17 protein-coding genes and 1 pseudogene are annotated in these 15274 nt (G+C 69.7%); 13 read left to right on the forward strand and 5 right to left on the reverse strand.

Features of this window, described 5'->3' with window-relative positions; genetic code table 11:
* Positions 1–2: 2 nt before the first annotated feature.
* On the reverse strand, positions 3–590 hold the full coding sequence (locus ACWEPG_RS16415; protein ID WP_450115377.1) for a TetR/AcrR family transcriptional regulator: 588 nt from the start codon (positions 588–590) through the stop codon (positions 3–5).
* Positions 591–709: 119 nt separating this feature from the next.
* Positions 710–1441: a TetR/AcrR family transcriptional regulator gene (locus tag ACWEPG_RS16420; protein WP_450133078.1), complete on the reverse strand. Its 732-nt coding sequence runs from the start codon at positions 1439–1441 to the stop codon at positions 710–712.
* 79 nt (positions 1442–1520) lie between these two features.
* Between ACWEPG_RS16420 and ACWEPG_RS16425 the strand changes: the two genes are divergently transcribed.
* The gene (locus tag ACWEPG_RS16425; protein ID WP_452594806.1) at positions 1521–1898 is read left to right on the forward strand and encodes a VOC family protein; all 378 of its coding nucleotides are present in this window, start codon (positions 1521–1523) and stop codon (positions 1896–1898) included.
* A 25-nt stretch (positions 1899–1923) separates the two neighbouring features.
* Here ACWEPG_RS16425 and ACWEPG_RS16430 read toward each other — a convergent pair whose 3' ends face one another.
* Complete coding sequence (locus ACWEPG_RS16430) at positions 1924–2571, reverse strand: MBL fold metallo-hydrolase (protein WP_452594807.1); 648 nt, start codon at positions 2569–2571, stop codon at positions 1924–1926.
* Between the two features lie 206 nt (positions 2572–2777).
* Between ACWEPG_RS16430 and purS the strand changes: the two genes are divergently transcribed.
* The 5 genes from purS (at position 2778) to ACWEPG_RS16455 (ending at position 6571) form a co-directional block, all read left to right on the forward strand.
* Entirely contained in the window at positions 2778–3023 is a 246-nt protein-coding gene (gene purS, locus ACWEPG_RS16435; protein ID WP_007529998.1) for a phosphoribosylformylglycinamidine synthase subunit PurS, read from the forward strand.
* Positions 3020–3697 (forward strand): phosphoribosylformylglycinamidine synthase subunit PurQ, encoded by a 678-nt coding sequence (gene purQ, locus ACWEPG_RS16440; protein ID WP_450133075.1) that lies wholly within the window; start codon positions 3020–3022, stop codon positions 3695–3697. Before purS ends, purQ begins: the two co-directional genes overlap by 4 nt.
* Positions 3698–3911: 214 nt before the next feature.
* The gene (locus tag ACWEPG_RS16445) at positions 3912–4943 is read left to right on the forward strand and encodes an NAD(P)H-dependent amine dehydrogenase family protein (protein WP_452594808.1); all 1032 of its coding nucleotides are present in this window, start codon (positions 3912–3914) and stop codon (positions 4941–4943) included.
* Positions 4944–4985: 42 nt separating this feature from the next.
* Positions 4986–6095, forward strand: a complete 1110-nt coding sequence (locus ACWEPG_RS16450; protein WP_452594809.1) for an NAD(P)H-dependent amine dehydrogenase family protein — start codon at positions 4986–4988, stop codon at positions 6093–6095.
* Entirely contained in the window at positions 6092–6571 is a 480-nt protein-coding gene (locus ACWEPG_RS16455) for a carboxymuconolactone decarboxylase family protein (protein ID WP_450115370.1), read from the forward strand. Before ACWEPG_RS16450 ends, ACWEPG_RS16455 begins: the two co-directional genes overlap by 4 nt.
* Before the next feature lie 69 nt (positions 6572–6640).
* Here ACWEPG_RS16455 and ACWEPG_RS16460 read toward each other — a convergent pair whose 3' ends face one another.
* Positions 6641–7609, reverse strand: coding sequence for a Dyp-type peroxidase (locus ACWEPG_RS16460; RefSeq protein WP_452594810.1), 969 nt, complete (start codon positions 7607–7609; stop codon positions 6641–6643).
* A gap of 111 nt (positions 7610–7720) precedes the next feature.
* On the opposite strand from ACWEPG_RS16460, the gene ACWEPG_RS16465 reads away from it, so the two are divergent.
* A complete protein-coding gene (locus ACWEPG_RS16465; protein WP_450133072.1) occupies positions 7721–8074 on the forward strand; it encodes a VOC family protein in 354 nt (117 codons plus the stop codon).
* 52 nt (positions 8075–8126) lie between these two features.
* Here ACWEPG_RS16465 and ACWEPG_RS16470 read toward each other — a convergent pair whose 3' ends face one another.
* Positions 8127–9071 (reverse strand): helix-turn-helix transcriptional regulator, encoded by a 945-nt coding sequence (locus ACWEPG_RS16470; RefSeq protein ID WP_452594811.1) that lies wholly within the window; start codon positions 9069–9071, stop codon positions 8127–8129.
* A 93-nt stretch (positions 9072–9164) separates the two neighbouring features.
* On the opposite strand from ACWEPG_RS16470, the gene ACWEPG_RS16475 reads away from it, so the two are divergent.
* The 6 genes and pseudogenes from ACWEPG_RS16475 to ACWEPG_RS16500 all read left to right on the forward strand — a co-directional run.
* Positions 9165–9689 (forward strand): VOC family protein, encoded by a 525-nt coding sequence (locus tag ACWEPG_RS16475; RefSeq protein WP_450133070.1) that lies wholly within the window; start codon positions 9165–9167, stop codon positions 9687–9689.
* A gap of 188 nt (positions 9690–9877) precedes the next feature.
* Positions 9878–11164, forward strand: a complete 1287-nt coding sequence (locus ACWEPG_RS16480) for a M18 family aminopeptidase (RefSeq protein ID WP_452594812.1) — start codon at positions 9878–9880, stop codon at positions 11162–11164.
* 221 nt (positions 11165–11385) lie between these two features.
* On the forward strand, positions 11386–12741 hold the full coding sequence (locus tag ACWEPG_RS16485) for a DUF4185 domain-containing protein (RefSeq protein WP_450115363.1): 1356 nt from the start codon (positions 11386–11388) through the stop codon (positions 12739–12741).
* Between the two features lie 108 nt (positions 12742–12849).
* On the forward strand, positions 12850–14016 hold the full coding sequence (locus ACWEPG_RS16490; protein ID WP_452594813.1) for a sensor histidine kinase: 1167 nt from the start codon (positions 12850–12852) through the stop codon (positions 14014–14016).
* Positions 14013–14678, forward strand: a complete 666-nt coding sequence (locus tag ACWEPG_RS16495) for a response regulator transcription factor (RefSeq protein ID WP_452594814.1) — start codon at positions 14013–14015, stop codon at positions 14676–14678. Before ACWEPG_RS16490 ends, ACWEPG_RS16495 begins: the two co-directional genes overlap by 4 nt.
* 378 nt (positions 14679–15056) lie before the next feature.
* A pseudogene (locus ACWEPG_RS16500) lies at positions 15057–15274 on the forward strand (vacuolar transporter); the annotation flags it as partial.

The raw sequence follows: 15274 nt of genomic DNA on the forward strand, positions 1-15274 counted from the left end.
GTCTACCCGGCGAGCGAGTCGAGATGCTCGGTGACCATCCGCAGCGCACTCTCCGGGCTGTCCGTCTCGCCGAGCACGGCGTGCATCGCCGCGCCGTCGATCAACGCGTGCAGATGCATCGCCTCGGCGTCGATGTCCCGCGACGCGGCGACCAGACCGTGCCGTGCCAGGTCGGCGAGGATCTTCCCGCATCCGAGCCGCATGTCCCTCTGCGCGTCCAGCGCGATCGCCCCGAGCTCGGGATGTGCCGGCGCCTCGGCCACCAGGGCGAGGTTGACCTCCATCTCACAGCGCCGGACGTCGTCGAGGGGGAGCAGCTCGGACAGCATCGCCAGCGCGCGGGCCCGCGGCTCCGCGACGGTCACGTGTGTGAGGATCCGGTACCGCGCCCGGACGTGGACCAGTCGCATCGAGTAGGCAAGCAGATCGGCCTTGCTCGCGAACGTGTGCCTCAGCGATCCGGTCGACAGGTCGGCCTCCGCGGCGACGTCGCGCACCGAGACCGCGGTGATGCCGTGGCGCAGGATCAGGCGCCACACCGCCTCGGCGATCTCCTGCTTTCGTTGGTCGTGGTCGATCAGTTTCGGCACCGCACCATTTTAGGTACGTCCGCGGTCGGCCTCGATCGCCGAGGTGTGACGGTGCCGACACACCGGACGTGCCGCGACCTGCCTCGCTCGACAGTGACAGTCGCGCACGCTCGACCGCGTCACGAGCGGTCCGGCTCGATCAGGACGGACAACGAGTCCAGGACGCGGTCGAGCCCGAAACTCCAGGCGGCGTCCGGACTGTACGACGTGTTCATCGCCGCGCCGGCGGCGGCGCCGACCCGTCGCGCGAGGCCGAAGTCCGCGCCGAGGTAGGTGCCCAGCCGTTCGTTCCAGTTCGACCACGCCTCGGCGATGTCGGCGGCCCGCGGGTCGGGCCGGCGAGCACGCGCCGCGGACCGGACGAAGTCCGTGACGAACGTCAGTGCGGCGTCGCGGGTGACGTCGTCCAAGGGCGTCGGGTCGAAGGCCTGCAGGTCGTGGTCGTAGTGCGCGATCGTGCCGGGGCCGAACGACGTGCGCTGGTCGGTGACGTCGATCAGCCACCGGTGCGCGGCGTGCAGCGCCAGCTCCTCCTCGGCGACCTGGCGTACCCGGTCGCGCCAGGCGTCGCTCCGGTACGGCGCCCGCGGCCGACGCGCGCGGACGGCGTCGGCCATGAGCACGAGCAGATCGTCGCGGGACCCCACATGCGTGTAGAGCGCCATCGTGGAGATCCCCAGGTCGGCCGCGATCCGTCGGACGGTCAGGGCGTCCAGACCCTCGGCGTCGGCGACGGCGAGCGCGGCGTCGACGGTCTGTGCCGTGGTGACCTTCGACCGCGGCCCCCGGGTGCCGCCCTTCGGTGCGGCGGGGTGGTCTCGCCACAGCAGGTCGATCAGGTCCAGCGCCATCGGGCACCTCCGGTGGGAACAATCCGATGTGGGAAATACGTTGTACGTTGCATAAGGTTTCTCGTCGAGTGGAGGTCACATGAAGATCGCAGGCACCGCGCTTTCCCTGAACGTCGCGGACCCCGCCGCATCCGCGGAGTTCGCCAAGACCCACTTCGGCTTCACCGAGGCCATGGCCGACGACGGCTTCGTCTCCCTCGCGCACCCGGACGCCGGCGTCAACGTGATCTTCCTGCGCACCGGCCTGGGCACGTTCAAGCCGGCGTCGATCGCGGGACCGGCAGGTCAGGGCCTGCTGATCGTGTTCGTCGTCGACGACATCGACGCCGAGTTCGCCCGCATCGCCGCAGCAGGTGCCACCGTCGTCACCGAACCCGAGACCGAGCCCTGGGGTGAGCGCTACTGCCAGTTCTCGGACCCCAACGGCATCGTCTGGCAACTGGTGCAGTGGCTGTGAGCGGAACCCCTGTGCGCGGTCCGGCTCAGGACACCTCGGTGCCCGACTCCTCGCTCAGCACCCGGAACTCCGTGCCGGCCGGGGCCATCTCGGAGTAACGGCCGTAGAAGATGCCGGTCGCCTGGTCCGCGAGGATCGCCTGGTGGATCGGCACCGCCACCCGAGGCGCCACCGCGCGCAGGTAGTCGATCGCCTCCGAGATCTTCAGCCACGGCGCGGCCGCGGGCAGCGCGAGCACGTCGACCTTCTCGTGTGGGATGTACAGCGAGTCGCCCGGGTGCAGCAGCCGGGCCGGGTGCTCGTCGTCGCCGAGCAGGAACGCGGTGTTGTCGATGACCGCGAGGTCGGGGTGGATCACCGCGTGCCTGCCGCCGGTGCCGCGCAGGTGCGCCCGCCCGACGTTGAACGCGTCGCCCGGACGCACCGCCGTCCAGCCGTCGCCGAGCTGCGCCGCCGTCTGCGGGTCCGCGTACAGCGCCGCATCCGGGTTGGCCTCGACCAGCGCCGGCAACCGGGCCGGGTCGGCGTGGTCGGGATGCTGGTGGGTGATCGCGATCGCGTCCAGACCGGTGATGCCCTCGAAGCCGTGCGAGAAGTTGCCGGGGTCGAAGAGGATCTTCGAACCGAGGTGCTCGACGAGCAGGCAGGAATGGCCGAAGTGGGTGAGCTGCATGCCCTCGAGTATGCGCTGGTTCACACCGGGCCAGCGGTTCCGGTGATCGAGTGAACGGAAGCATTCGGTCGATCCGATCGACTGAACGGTTCCGTTCACTCGGCGGTGGTCGGGCGGTGCGGAGGGTGGGCGGGTGGACCGGTAAACTGCCAGTTGCCCGCGTGATTCTCCCGGGCACAAACGCAGCACCAAGCGAGGAGCAGCACGTGGCCCGTGTCGTTGTCGAAGTCATGCCCAAGGCCGAGATCCTCGACCCGCAGGGGCAGGCCATCGTCGGGGCGCTGTCCCGGCTGGGCTTCGCCGGCGTGTCCGACGTCCGCCAGGGCAAGCGGTTCGAGCTCGAGATCGACGGCAGCGTCGAGGACGCCGAGCTCGAGAAGATCGCCGAAGGCCTGCTCGCCAACACGGTGATCGAGGACTGGGCCGTGCGGCGAATCGACGTCGAGGCATGAGCGCCCGTATCGGAGTCATCACCTTCCCGGGCACCCTCGACGACGTCGACGCCGCCCGCGCGGTGACCCTGTCCGGTGGCGAGGCCGTCAGCCTCTGGCACGGCGACGCCGACCTCAAGGGTGTCGACGCCGTCATCGTCCCCGGTGGCTTCTCCTACGGCGACTACCTGCGCTGCGGCGCGATCGCCCGGTTCGCGCCGGTGATGGGCAAGGTCGTGGAGGCCGCCAAGGGTGGCATGCCCGTCCTCGGCATCTGCAACGGCTTCCAGGTGCTCTGCGAGGCCGGTCTGCTGCCCGGCGCGCTGACCCGCAACGAGGGCCTGCACTTCATCTGCCGCGACGAGTGGCTGAAGGTCGAGTCCACCTCGACCGCGTGGACCACCCGCTACGAGACCGGCGCCGAGATCCTCATCCCGCTCAAGTCGGGTGAGGGCCGCTACCAGGCGTCGGAGAAGGTGCTCGACGAGCTGGAGGGGGAGGGCCGTGTGGTGTTCCGCTACGCCGGCAACAACCCGAACGGTTCGCAGCGCGGCATCGCGGGCATCGCGTCCGCGAACGGCCGCGTCGTCGGCCTGATGCCGCACCCCGAGCACGCGACCGAGCCGCTCACCGGCCCGAGCGACGACGGGCTCGGCATGTTCTACTCCGTCCTCGAGAGCGTCGTCTCCGCCTGACGTCGGACGCACCGACGGCCCCGGGACTCCCGGGGCCGTCGTTCGTCATGCCGTGCCCACCCCGCACAGAACCCGCGTGCACACACCCGTTCCCGCATGCACACGGGAGATGTCCGCCGAACACCCGTGTGCAGGCGCGGAAAGCCCTGTGCACGCGGCTTTTCCCGGGACGTGCCCGGCGGCGGAGTGCGCCCCGTCCTGCTACCGTCCGGCCATGATCTCGACCATCGTGTGGGGCGCCGGCAGCATCGCGCGGGACGCGATCCGCGCCGTCGACGCGCATCCGGCGCTGGACCTGACCGCCGTCCTCGTGCCGGCCGGGGACCGCGTCGGTCGCGACGCCGGCCACCTCGCCGGACTCGGGCGCACGCTCGGGATCGTCGCCACGGACGATGCCGCCGCGGTGCTCGCGACGCGTCCGGGTGCGGTGGTCTACGCCGGCTCCGGCACCACCCGGTCTCGCGATGCGGTCGCCGACCTCGTCGCGGCGCTGCGGACCGGTGCCGTGGTGGTGACGCCGCCGATCTACCCGCTGCACGACCACCGCGCCGCCGAACCCGTGGTCCGCGAGGAGATCCAGTCCGCGATCGTGGCCGGTCGCGGTTCCCTGTACGTGGGTGACGTCGACCCGGACTGGGCCAACCACGTGCTGCCGCTGGTGCTCGGCGGCCTCGACGCCGGCGCGCGGTCGATCCGCTGCCGGGAGATCGTCGACTACTCGGGCTACGACCTCCCCGGATCGGTCCGCTACCTGATGGGCATGGGAGAGCCGCTGTCCTACCTGCCGCCGATGCTGGCGCCGCGGATGCCGACGATGGTGTGGGGTGACCGGGTGCGGCTGCTGGCGCGCGCCCTCGGCGTAGAACTCGACCTGATCCGGGAATCCGTGGACCGAGTGCAGATCGAGGTGACCGTCGAAACCGACACCATGGGCAAGTTCGAGGCGGGCGGTCAGGGCGCGGTGCGGTTCGAGGTGCAGGGCATCGTGGACGGTGAGCCTCGGATCGTCATCGAACACATCGGCCGGATCCACCCCGACTGCGCGCCCGACTGGCCGACCGTGCCCGCGGGCGGGACCGTGCACCTGGTGGTCGTCGAGGGGGATCCGCGGGTGGAGGTCACGATCGAGCCGGGGTCCCGGGACGGCGCCGCGGCCGCCGTCGACCGGCTTGTCGACGCGATCGCGGTGCTGGCGGGCCGGCCGCCGGGCGTGCACGACGCGCTCGACGTCGCGCGAAGCGCCTGATTCCGCCGCGAGAACCTGTTCCATGTCGTAGCGTGCGCAGCCATGATCACCACGGTCGTCTGGGGCACCGGAAATGTCGGCCGCGCGGCGATCCGCGCCGTCGACGCGCATCCCGAACTGGAACTCGCCGCCGTCCTCGTCCACAACCCCGACAAGGTCGGCCGCGACGCCGGTGACCTCGGCGACGTCGGCCGCGAGCTCGGAGTCGCGGCCACCGCCGACGTCGACGCCGTGCTGGCGTCGAAGCCCGACGCCGTCGTGTACGCGGCGTCCGGCGACATCCGACCCGACGACGCGCTCGCCGACATCGTCGTCGCGATCCGGGCCGGCGCCGTCGTCGTGACCACATCCCCGTATCCGCTGTACGACCACCGCAGCGCGCCCGCCGAGATGCGTCAGGCGATCCAGGACGCGATCGACGAGGGTGGTGGATCGCTGTTCGCCTCCGGCATCGACCCCGGTTGGGGCAACGACGTCCTGCCGCTGCTGCTCAGCGGTCTGGCGACCACCGTCGACGTGATCCGCTGCCAGGAGATCTTCGACTACTCCACCTACGACCAGCCCGATTCCGTCCGGTGGCTGGTCGGCATGGGGCAGCCCATGGACTACGCGCCGCCGATGGTTGCGCCCGGCATTCCGACGATGGTGTGGGGCGGTCAGGTCCGGATGATGGCGCGGGCGCTCGGTGTCGAACTCGACGAGATCCGCGAGACCCTCCTGCGCAGGCCCCTGGAATCCACCGTCACCACCGCGACCATGGGCGACTTCGAGGAGGGCACCCAGGGCGCGTTGCGGTTCGAGGTACAGGGCATCGTCGGCGGCGAGCCGCGAATCGTGATCGAGCACGTCACCCGCATCCACCCGTCCTGCGCGCCCGACTGGCCCAGCCCCGCGGACGGCGGCGCCGGCGCCCACAAGGTGATCATCGAGGGCAGGCCGCGGATCGAGGTCGCCGTCGAGGCCACCGACGAGGGCGGCAACCGGTCGGCCGGCGGCAACGCGACCGCGGTCGGGCGCCTGGTCGGTGCCATCGACTGGCTCGTGGCCGCCGAGCCGGGTCTCTACGACGCGCTCGACGTGCCGCTGCGCCCTGGCGTCGGCAAGCTCACCGCATCGGACAGGTTCACGACATCGGAAAGGACGACGGTATGAACATCGACATCCCCGAGGGCAAGGACCCGATCGGCTACGTGTGGGGTGAGATGGTCCCCGGCATCGGGATCGCCGCCTCGCAGTTCTCGCTGTCGGTGTACGAGCACTCGAGCATCGACCTGCGCGCGTTCGAGGCGGCCCGGCTTCGGATCGCCCAGATCAACGGCTGCATCTTCTGCCAGGACTGGCGCACCGACCGCGACGGCGTCAAGGTCGAGATCGGCTTCGACGAGGATGTCGAGAACTGGCGCACCACCGAGGCCTTCGACGACCGCACCCGCCTCGCCGCCGAGTACGCCGAGCGGTACGCCCTCGACCACCACGGACTCGACGACGAGTTCTGGGACCGGATGACTGCGCACTACACGCAGGCCGAGATCGTCGAACTGTCGATGAGCATCGGGTCGTGGCTGGCGTTCGGCCGGCTCAACCACGTCCTCGGCCTGGACACCACCTGCGTGCTGCCCGGGCACTGAGCGGGAGCCGGTGCACGGAACGGCCCGTGCGCCGGCATCGGTGGTCGGCCCAGCGGCCCGACCGGTCCGCTAGGCGACGGGGGCCGGCGGGGCGGGCAGCGCGTCGAAGAAGTCGGCGCTCGGGGTGAAGAACGCGGAGCCCGTCACCGGCGTCGAAAAGTCCAGCAGCCGGTCGTAGTTGCCGCGCGGGTTGCCGAGGAACATGTTCTCCAGCATCCGCTCGGTGATGTCCGGGGTACGGCAGTAGCCGATGAAGAAGGTGCCCATCTCACCGTCGCCGACGCGGCCGTACGGCATGTTGGCGCGCAGGATCTCCATCGAGTTGCCCTCCTCGTCCTTGATCGCGTTGAGCGCGACGTGCGAGTTGGCCGGTTTGACGTCGTCGCCCATCTCGATGTCGTCGAGCTTGGTGCGGCCGATCACGTTCTCCTGCTCCGGAACCGGCAGCGCCTCCCACGCGTCCATGTCGTGTACGTACCGCTGCACGTGCACGTAGGAGCCGCCGCTGAACGCGTGGTCCTCGTCGCCGACGGTGACGGCGGCCACCGCCTCCTTCCCGCTCGGGTTCTCGGTACCGTCCACGAACCCGATCAGGTCACGGTTCTCGAAGTACTGGAAGCCGTGCACCTCGTCGACGACCGTCGCCGCGCCCGACAGCCGCTTGATGAGGTGGTGGGCGAGCTCGAAGCAGGCGTCCATGCTCATCGCGCGGAGGTGGAACAGCAGGTCACCCGGCGTGGACGGGGCCTGATGCCTGGCGCCGCGCAGGACCGGGAACGGGTGCAACTGCGCCGGCCGGGGCCCGGTGAACAGTCGGTCCCACGCCGCGGACCCGATGCTCACGATCAGCTCCAGCCCCGCACCGGGCAGTCGCAGCCCCACCGACCGCCGCAGGCCGGCCGCGTCCGCGAGCACCTGCCGCGTCACCGACTCGCCGCCCTCGTCGATCGTCGCGACCAGGAAGATCGCCGCCGGAGTCAACGGGCTCGCCACCGTCTGGGACTCGGAAGCGGCTGCAGCGGGCAAGATTTCGGGCATTCGTTTCACTCCGTGATCGGTCTGTGCAGGCAGTGGCTGTCCTGGGCGACAACCGTAGCGGAGCGAACCGGCGCCGGCGCACATGTCGGTGCCCGGCAGTACCGTGCCGCCATGACGATGACACTGGCGATGATCACGTTCGACAGCGCTGAGCCCGGTCCGCTGGCGACCTGGTGGGCGGAGCAGACCGGCGGCCGGGTCGAGGCGGACAACGACGGCTGGTTCTACCTGGTCGGGATCCCGGGGGCACCCTACAAGCTGGCGTTCCAGAAGGTGCCGGACCCGACGCCCGGCAAGAACCGGGTGCACCTGGACCTGTCGTCGACCGACCTCGACGCGGAGGTGGCGCGGCTGGTCGACGCCGGCGCGAGCGAGTACGAGCGGCACGACATGGACGGTTTCCGCTGGGTGACGCTGACCGACCCGGACGGCAATCGCTTCTGCGTGTCGGGGCAGCCGCACTGACGACCTGGGGCAGCACTGACGACCGGGGACAGGGCGCCTCGCACACCGACCATCAGCGGGTCCGCTCGTGGATCCTGCTGAGCTGATCCTTCAGCTCCTGAGGCCCGTGCACGACGAAGCGGCAGTCCAGAATGAGCAGCCGTAACGCCAGCCACTCCACGGTGTCCGACGCGGTGCGCCATCTGGTCGTATCGCCTTCAGCCGTGAGCTCACCGTCACCGAGGTGATCACGCAAACGCATGCGGGCGAGCGCGAGCGGGAGGTGCAGTGTCACATCCGCCCGGTGTGTCGGCGCCATCGCGAGCTCGGCGCGCTCGAGGTGCGCGAGCACTTCCTCGTCGGGCATGAGTTCCCGCGCCCGGGCTCCTGTGCCTCGCGGAGCCGAGATCCGATCCGCCCGGAAGCGGCGCCAATCGTCGCGATCGAGGTCGAACGCGACGAGGTACCAACGCTGATTCATGTTGACCAGCCGTTGTGGTTCGAGGTGTCGGGCGCTGAGATGGCCGCTGCGATCCTCGTACTCCAGGCGGACTCGTTCCCGATTCGCGATCGAGGCGGAGAGCACGGTGAGGACGTCCGCGTCGACGGTGTTCCCCGACGCCCGCGCCCGGGGAATGGCAGCAATGCCCAAGGTGCGCACACGCTCTCGCAGCCGGGCGGGGAGCGACTGGCTCAGCTTGGTGAGCGCGCGGACGCCGGCGTCCGCGAGCTCGGGCAGGCCGTGGACGGCGACCGTGCGCAGCCCGAGTGCGACGGCGACGGCCTCGTCGTCTTCGAGAAGCAGCGGCGGCATCGACGTGCCCGCCGCCAGGCGATAGCCGCCGTGGGCGCCGAGGTCGGCGTCGATGGGATAGCCCATCTCACGCAGCCGGTCGACATCTCGCCGCACCGTGCGTTGCGTGACCGCCAACCGTTCGGCGAGTTCGCTGCCGGACCACGTGCGCGAAGTCTGGAGCAGCGACAGCATCGTGAGCAGGCGTGAGGTGGGTCCGGCCATTCCTCGATCTTCCTCGCATCCAGGACAGAAACAGTCCTATTTCGCGTCTAGCTTGGGGCAGCGACAGTGGAACGTCCTCGAAAGGAACCGAGAATGTCCGATCTGCACAACGCCAACCCGACCGGCTACACGAGCGTCGCCCCCTGGGTCGTCACCGACGACACCGGCGCGTTCCTCGACTTCGTCTCACACGTGTTCGACGGCACGGAGCTCGCGCGCGTGGCGACCGAAGACGGATCGATCGGCCACGGCGAGATCCGGGTCGGCGATACCGTCGTACTCGCCTTCGATCGACGCCCGGAGTGGCCGATCATGCCGAGCCTGCTGCGCGTATTCGTCGCGAACGCGGACGAGACCTTTGCGAAGTCGGCCGCCGCCGGTGCCGAGGTGGTCACCGAGTTGGGCGACAGCGCGTTCGGACAGCGTGGCGGGCGCATCAGGGACCCGTTCGGCAACATCTGGTGGGTGACGAGCCAGGTCGAGGACGTGCCCGAGGATGTGATGTGGCGGCGGCTGCAGGACCCCGTGTACGCCGAGCAGATGCGCGTGGCGCAGGCGACACTCGACGCCGAGCTGAGCGGGCGGGCCCAGGGACGCAGCAGCGCACCGGTGCGCTGACCTGTCCGGCTCACTGCAGACGCCCTTCCGTGGTCACTTCACCGTGAAAACGATCTGGAGAGTGCTGGCAATGCCCTGGAGTTGGGAAAACCATCGTCCGCGACCGGGCGACGCGAACTGCTCCGGACGATGATCGTCTCGCCAGGTGCATCCGAGGGGGAGCGGGAGACACGCCCTAGGATTCGTTCATGGCCCCCCTGACCGACGCCACCGCCCCCGGACTCTGCTCGTTCGTCGACGCCTCACCGTCACCGTTCCACGTGTGCGCGACGGTGGCCGGCGACCTGATCGCCGCCGGGTTCGTCGAACTGCGCGAGACCGACGGCTGGCCCACGGCACCGGGGCGCTACTTCCTGGTGCGCGGCGGGTCGCTGGTCGCGTGGAGCACCGAAGGAGCGGGCCACGAGGCCGTGCCGTTCCGGATCGTCGGTAGCCACACCGACAGCCCGAACCTGCGGGTCAAGCAGCATCCCGACGTCGAGTCCGCGGGCTGGCAGATGGTCGGGCTCGAGCCGTACGGCGGTGCGTGGCTGAACTCGTGGCTCGACCGCGACCTCGGAATCTCCGGGCGGCTCAGTGTCCGGGAGGGAAACAGCCTGCGGGAGCACCTGATTCGGGTGGACCGGCCGATCCTGCGGGTGCCGCAGCTGGCGATTCACCTGTCCGACGACCGCAAGGGTGTCACCCTCGACCCGCAGCGGCACGTGAACGGGATCTGGGGTGTGGGCACGTCGCCGCGCAGCTTCCTCGGGTTCCTCGCCGCCGAGGCCGGGGTCGACGCGGACGCGGTCCTCGGCTGGGAGCTGATGACCCACGACCTCGCGCCGAGCACCGTGGTGGGACTGCACGACGAACTGGTCTCAGCGCCGCGGCTGGACAACCAGGGCACCTGCTACGCCGGCAGCCGGGCGCTGCTCGCGGCGACCGAGAACCCGGGGGAGGCGATCCCGGTGCTCGCCCTGTTCGACCACGAGGAGGTCGGGTCGATGTCCGACCGGGGCGCCTTCTCGGACCTGCTGAACTCGGTCCTGGAACGGATCGTGCTCGGCCGCGGCGGCGGTCGCGAGGACTTCCTGCGCGCGATGGCGGGATCGGTGTGCGCATCGGGCGACATGGCGCACGCCACCCACCCCAACTACCCGGACCGGCACGAGCCCGCCCACCGGATCGAGGTGAACGGGGGTCCGGTGCTCAAGGTGAACCAGAACCTGCGCTACGCCACCGACGCAGCCGGGGCGGGCGCGTTCGCGCTGGCCTGCGACCAGGCCGGGGTGCCGTTGCAGCGGTACGTGCACCGAGCCGACCTGCCGTGCGGGTCGACGATCGGGCCGATCACCGCGTCCCGGACCGGGCTGTCGACCGTCGACGTGGGGGCACCGCAGCTGGCGATGCACTCGGCACGCGAGCTGATGGGCGCCGCCGACGTCACCTCCTACGCGGAGGCGCTCGCCGCGTTCCTGACGCCGCAGGAGTGAGGCCGGATCTCGTCCGGGCCCGGGGTCGCCGTCGTTCGAACATCGGATGGCGGCCCCGCGCCGTCCTCGGCGAGGATGCCCGAGAACCGATTTGCTCCGAGGTAACAATTTCCTCACCAGACCCGGCAGTCACACCGTTCTCGTGATTGTCTGGGTCGCGCCGGGCCGTCAGGGCTCGCGCCGGGGCGGGTCGTCAGGGCTCGAACCGTCAAGGGGAGGACATGCTCGTGCACGCTCGCAAGTACCCGTCCGCAGCCGGCCGCGCGCGGGCTGCCTTCGTCGCGGCCGGTTCGGCCGCGCTTCTCGTGACCGCCGCCGCGGTGCCGGCCACGGCACAGTCCTTCGGATCGTCCGGCGACGCGCCCGGTGGGCCGTGCGGGCAGAACTCGGGCAGTTCGACGGGCTCCATCGGCAAGGCACTGCCGTGGATCACCGGGTCCCCGGACGGCGGCCTGCCGCAGCTGACCGGCCGGACGAAGGCGATCGAGATGGTCACCGGTCCCGGCAGCCCGAACGACACCGTCGACCGGTTCAACGTCTCGGGCACCGACCTGGGCATCATGTGGGACAACGGCATCGCGGGCAGCGGGCACAACGTGCTCATGGCCTTCGGCGACACGGTCGGCAAGTGCGGCTCCGACGGCGACGACTGGCGCTCGAATGTGCTGTTCCGTAGCTCGGACACCGCCCTCGCCGACGGCATGCGCATCGACAGCTCACCACTGGACGCGCCGAACCACTCGAAGGAGATCGTCCCCGGCTTCGGCATCCCCGGGGAGTACACCGTCATCCCCACCGCAGGTGTCTCGGTCGGCGGCGTCCAGTACATGCGCGTCATGGGCGTCAGGTCGTGGGACTCGCCGGGCAACTGGACGACGCTGTACTCCGCGCTCGCGTCGTCGACGGACGACGGCGAGAACTGGACCCTGGACCCGCTGACGGTCCGCGCGAACGTGGCCGCGCTCGACATCCCCGGCATCCCGCAGTTCGACTCGAACAACGCGAATTTCCAGCAGAGCGCGTTCGTCGAGCGCGACGGCTACGTCTACGAGTTCGGCACCCCATCGGGGCGCAGCGGTGGTGCGCTGCTCGCGCGCGTGCCCGACGCGCAGATCAGCAACCTCGCCGCCTACGAGTACTGGAACGGGTCCGCCTGGGTGACCGATCTGTCGGCGGCCGTGCCGGTGATCGAGTCGCCGGTCAGCGAGCTGTCGGTGCAGTGGAACAGCTACCTGAACAAGTACGTCGCGATGTACACCGACGCGACGAACTCGTTGGTGATCCGGCAGGCCGATCGGCTCGAGGGCCCGTGGAGTGGCACGCAGACCATCCTGTCGGGAGTGCTGGTGCCGTCGCTGTACGGCGGGTTCATGCACCCGTGGGCCGGCGGCCGGTACCTCGAGTTCGTGGCGACCACCTGGGATCGTTACAACGTCATCTACTTCCGCACCGACCTGAACGGGCTGCAGATGGCCGCACAGGACCAGGCGGACCGTCCGGACCCGGCGACCACCGGTGAGGCGCAGCGCATCGGTACCGAGTTCCCCGAGGGGCAGGAACCCGCGGCAGGGGAGTGACGCCGCGGCCCGGATCGGCAGGCCGAACACCCGCGTACCGCAGGCGCGGTACGCGGGTTCACCCGGGCGGGGGACGCGGGGCATGACTCGACGGGCGAAGCTGGACGCGTGACGCGCGTCGGGTTACCTGCCATGCCGTTCCACATGGCGATGCCCTGGATCGGCCACGTCGTCGTTACGGCCGTGGTGGTGACGGGTGGCACTCTGTCCGACGATCCCGGCGCCGGTTTCGTGTGGTCCACCGACACCGTGCTCGTCGACGCGGCGGCGGCCGCTATCCTGCTCGCCCGGCACCGGGCGCCCTTCGTGGTGTTGCCCGCGGTCGTTGCTCTGGTCGCAGTCGGAGTCTCCATCGGGGTGTTCAACCCGGGGCTCCCCGTGGCAGTGGCCGTCGCCGTGTACACGGCGGTGTTGAACACGAGCAGGCGGAAGGGCATGACGATCGCCGCGGTTGTCGCGGCGCTCATGCTCGTCGCGGTCGCCGTCGACGGTTACAACGAGTTCCAGAGCGTCCTGACCGTCCTGCTCGGCGGCGCGGTCGGCGAGGCCGTCCGAACTCAGCGCGGCTATGTCGCGGCCGTCACCGAACGGGCCGAACGGGCCGAACGCACCCGCGAGGCGCCGGCCCGCCAGCGGGTCGCCGAAACGCGGCTGGCGATCGCCCGCGATCTGCACGACGTCGTCGCCCACCAGATCTCGGTGATCAACCTGCACGCCGGTGTCGCGGCGTCGGCGCTGCGCGATCGGCCGGCCGCCGCCGAGAAGTCACTGGCGATCGTCCGCCGAGCCTCGCGCACCGTGTTGGCCGAGATCGGCGATCTGATGGCGACACTGCGCGACCCCGACGCCGGTGCCGGTCTGCCCGGCCTCACCCAACTCGACGACGTCGTGCGGGCGTTCGCGAGCCATGGCATGGCAGTCACCGTTCGCATGGAGGGCGACTGCCACGACCTGCCCGGGACCACGGACATCACTGCGCTGCGGATCATCCAGGAGGCGCTGACCAACGCGCACAAGCACGGAACGGGCCGCGAGGCGCACGTTTTCGTCGAGTGCAGGCCCCGATCCCTGCGTGTCACCGTCACGAACCCGACAGTGCCCGGCGACGGCGAGCATCTCGGTACGCGCCAGGGCCTGATCGGCATGGGCGAGCGTGTCGAGTCGGTTCGCGGCATGCTCACCTACGGGCACGACGGGACGGGAAGGTGGATACTTGTCGCCGACCTGCCGACCGAACCCGTCGACAACTCGACGACTGCGGAGGAACGTTCGTGATCAGCGTGCTCATCGTCGACGACCAGGCACTCATCCGATCGGCGATCACGGACCTCGTGACCCACTCCGACGGCCTCGAGGTCGTCGGAGAGGCCAATGACGGACAACGCGCGATCGAACTCGCCCGCAGCCTGCGACCGGACGTGGTGCTCATGGACATCCGCATGCCCGGAACCGACGGAATTGCCGCGACCCGGGCCATCTGCTCCGACCCGGATCTCGCCGGGGTGAAGATTCTGATCCTGACCACGTTCGAAGAGGACCAATACATAGTCGGCGCATTGCGTGCCGGCGCGAGCGGGTTCATCGGCAAGGGATTCGAACCCGACCAGATCATCTCGGCGATTCGGGCAGTCCACCGCGGCGACGCCCTGCTCTCGCCCACCGCGACCCGCAGCCTCATCAATCGCTACGTCCAGCCTGCGGCAGCCACCGACCGGGTGCCACCGGCACTCGAGCATCTGACGGAGCGGGAGGTCGAGGTGCTCACCCTGGTCGGCGCGGGCCGATCCAACGACGAGATCGCAACCGACCTGGTGATCTCGCCTCACACCGCCAAGACCCATGTCAATCGCATCATGACCAAGCTCCAGGCCCACGATCGGGCGCAGCTGGTCATCGCCGCCTACGAGAACGGACTGATCCGACCGCAGGTCAGCTGAACTCGCCGCACCGTTCGCCACTTTCGGTTTCGCGGCGCATACCGCGCCTGCGGTACGTGAAGATGCCGCCACGGCGGGACGCTTCCGGCGACGGAAAGCGAGATGCTGGATGCGTGTCACGAGTCTGACCGTCGCGCAGAACTGCCGACACAGCGCAGCCGCCGGACCCGCACGATCATGCCGAATCGGTGCGGGTTCGAGAGCTGCGCGTCGCGCTGCACTGGGACGGTTGCACAGCGCAAGAGCCGGCGATGGATTCCCAGTTGATTGCCAGGTTCATTGCTGATTCTTGTGAAGTTCATGAGCTGTACTTGAACTATTCACCGCCCGTGCAGGGGTCCCCTGCAAACAACGACGTAGCCGGGAGATCGCAGAGCAATGAGATTCTTGGACCGATTCCGGAACCAATCCACGCCTGATGATGGCTCTGGACCGGCCGTCGCCGAGTCGGCCGAAGATGTCCCGACGGATCCGGTGGGCTATCAGCAGACCGCGAGCAAACTGCACGCGTTCAACCGGTACGAGATCAAGTACCTCGTCGACGAGTTGAAGGTGCCCGAACTGCGACGGGAACTGGCCGCCAGGATGGACACCGA

This window comes from Rhodococcus sp. NPDC004095 (genome assembly GCF_053604015.1).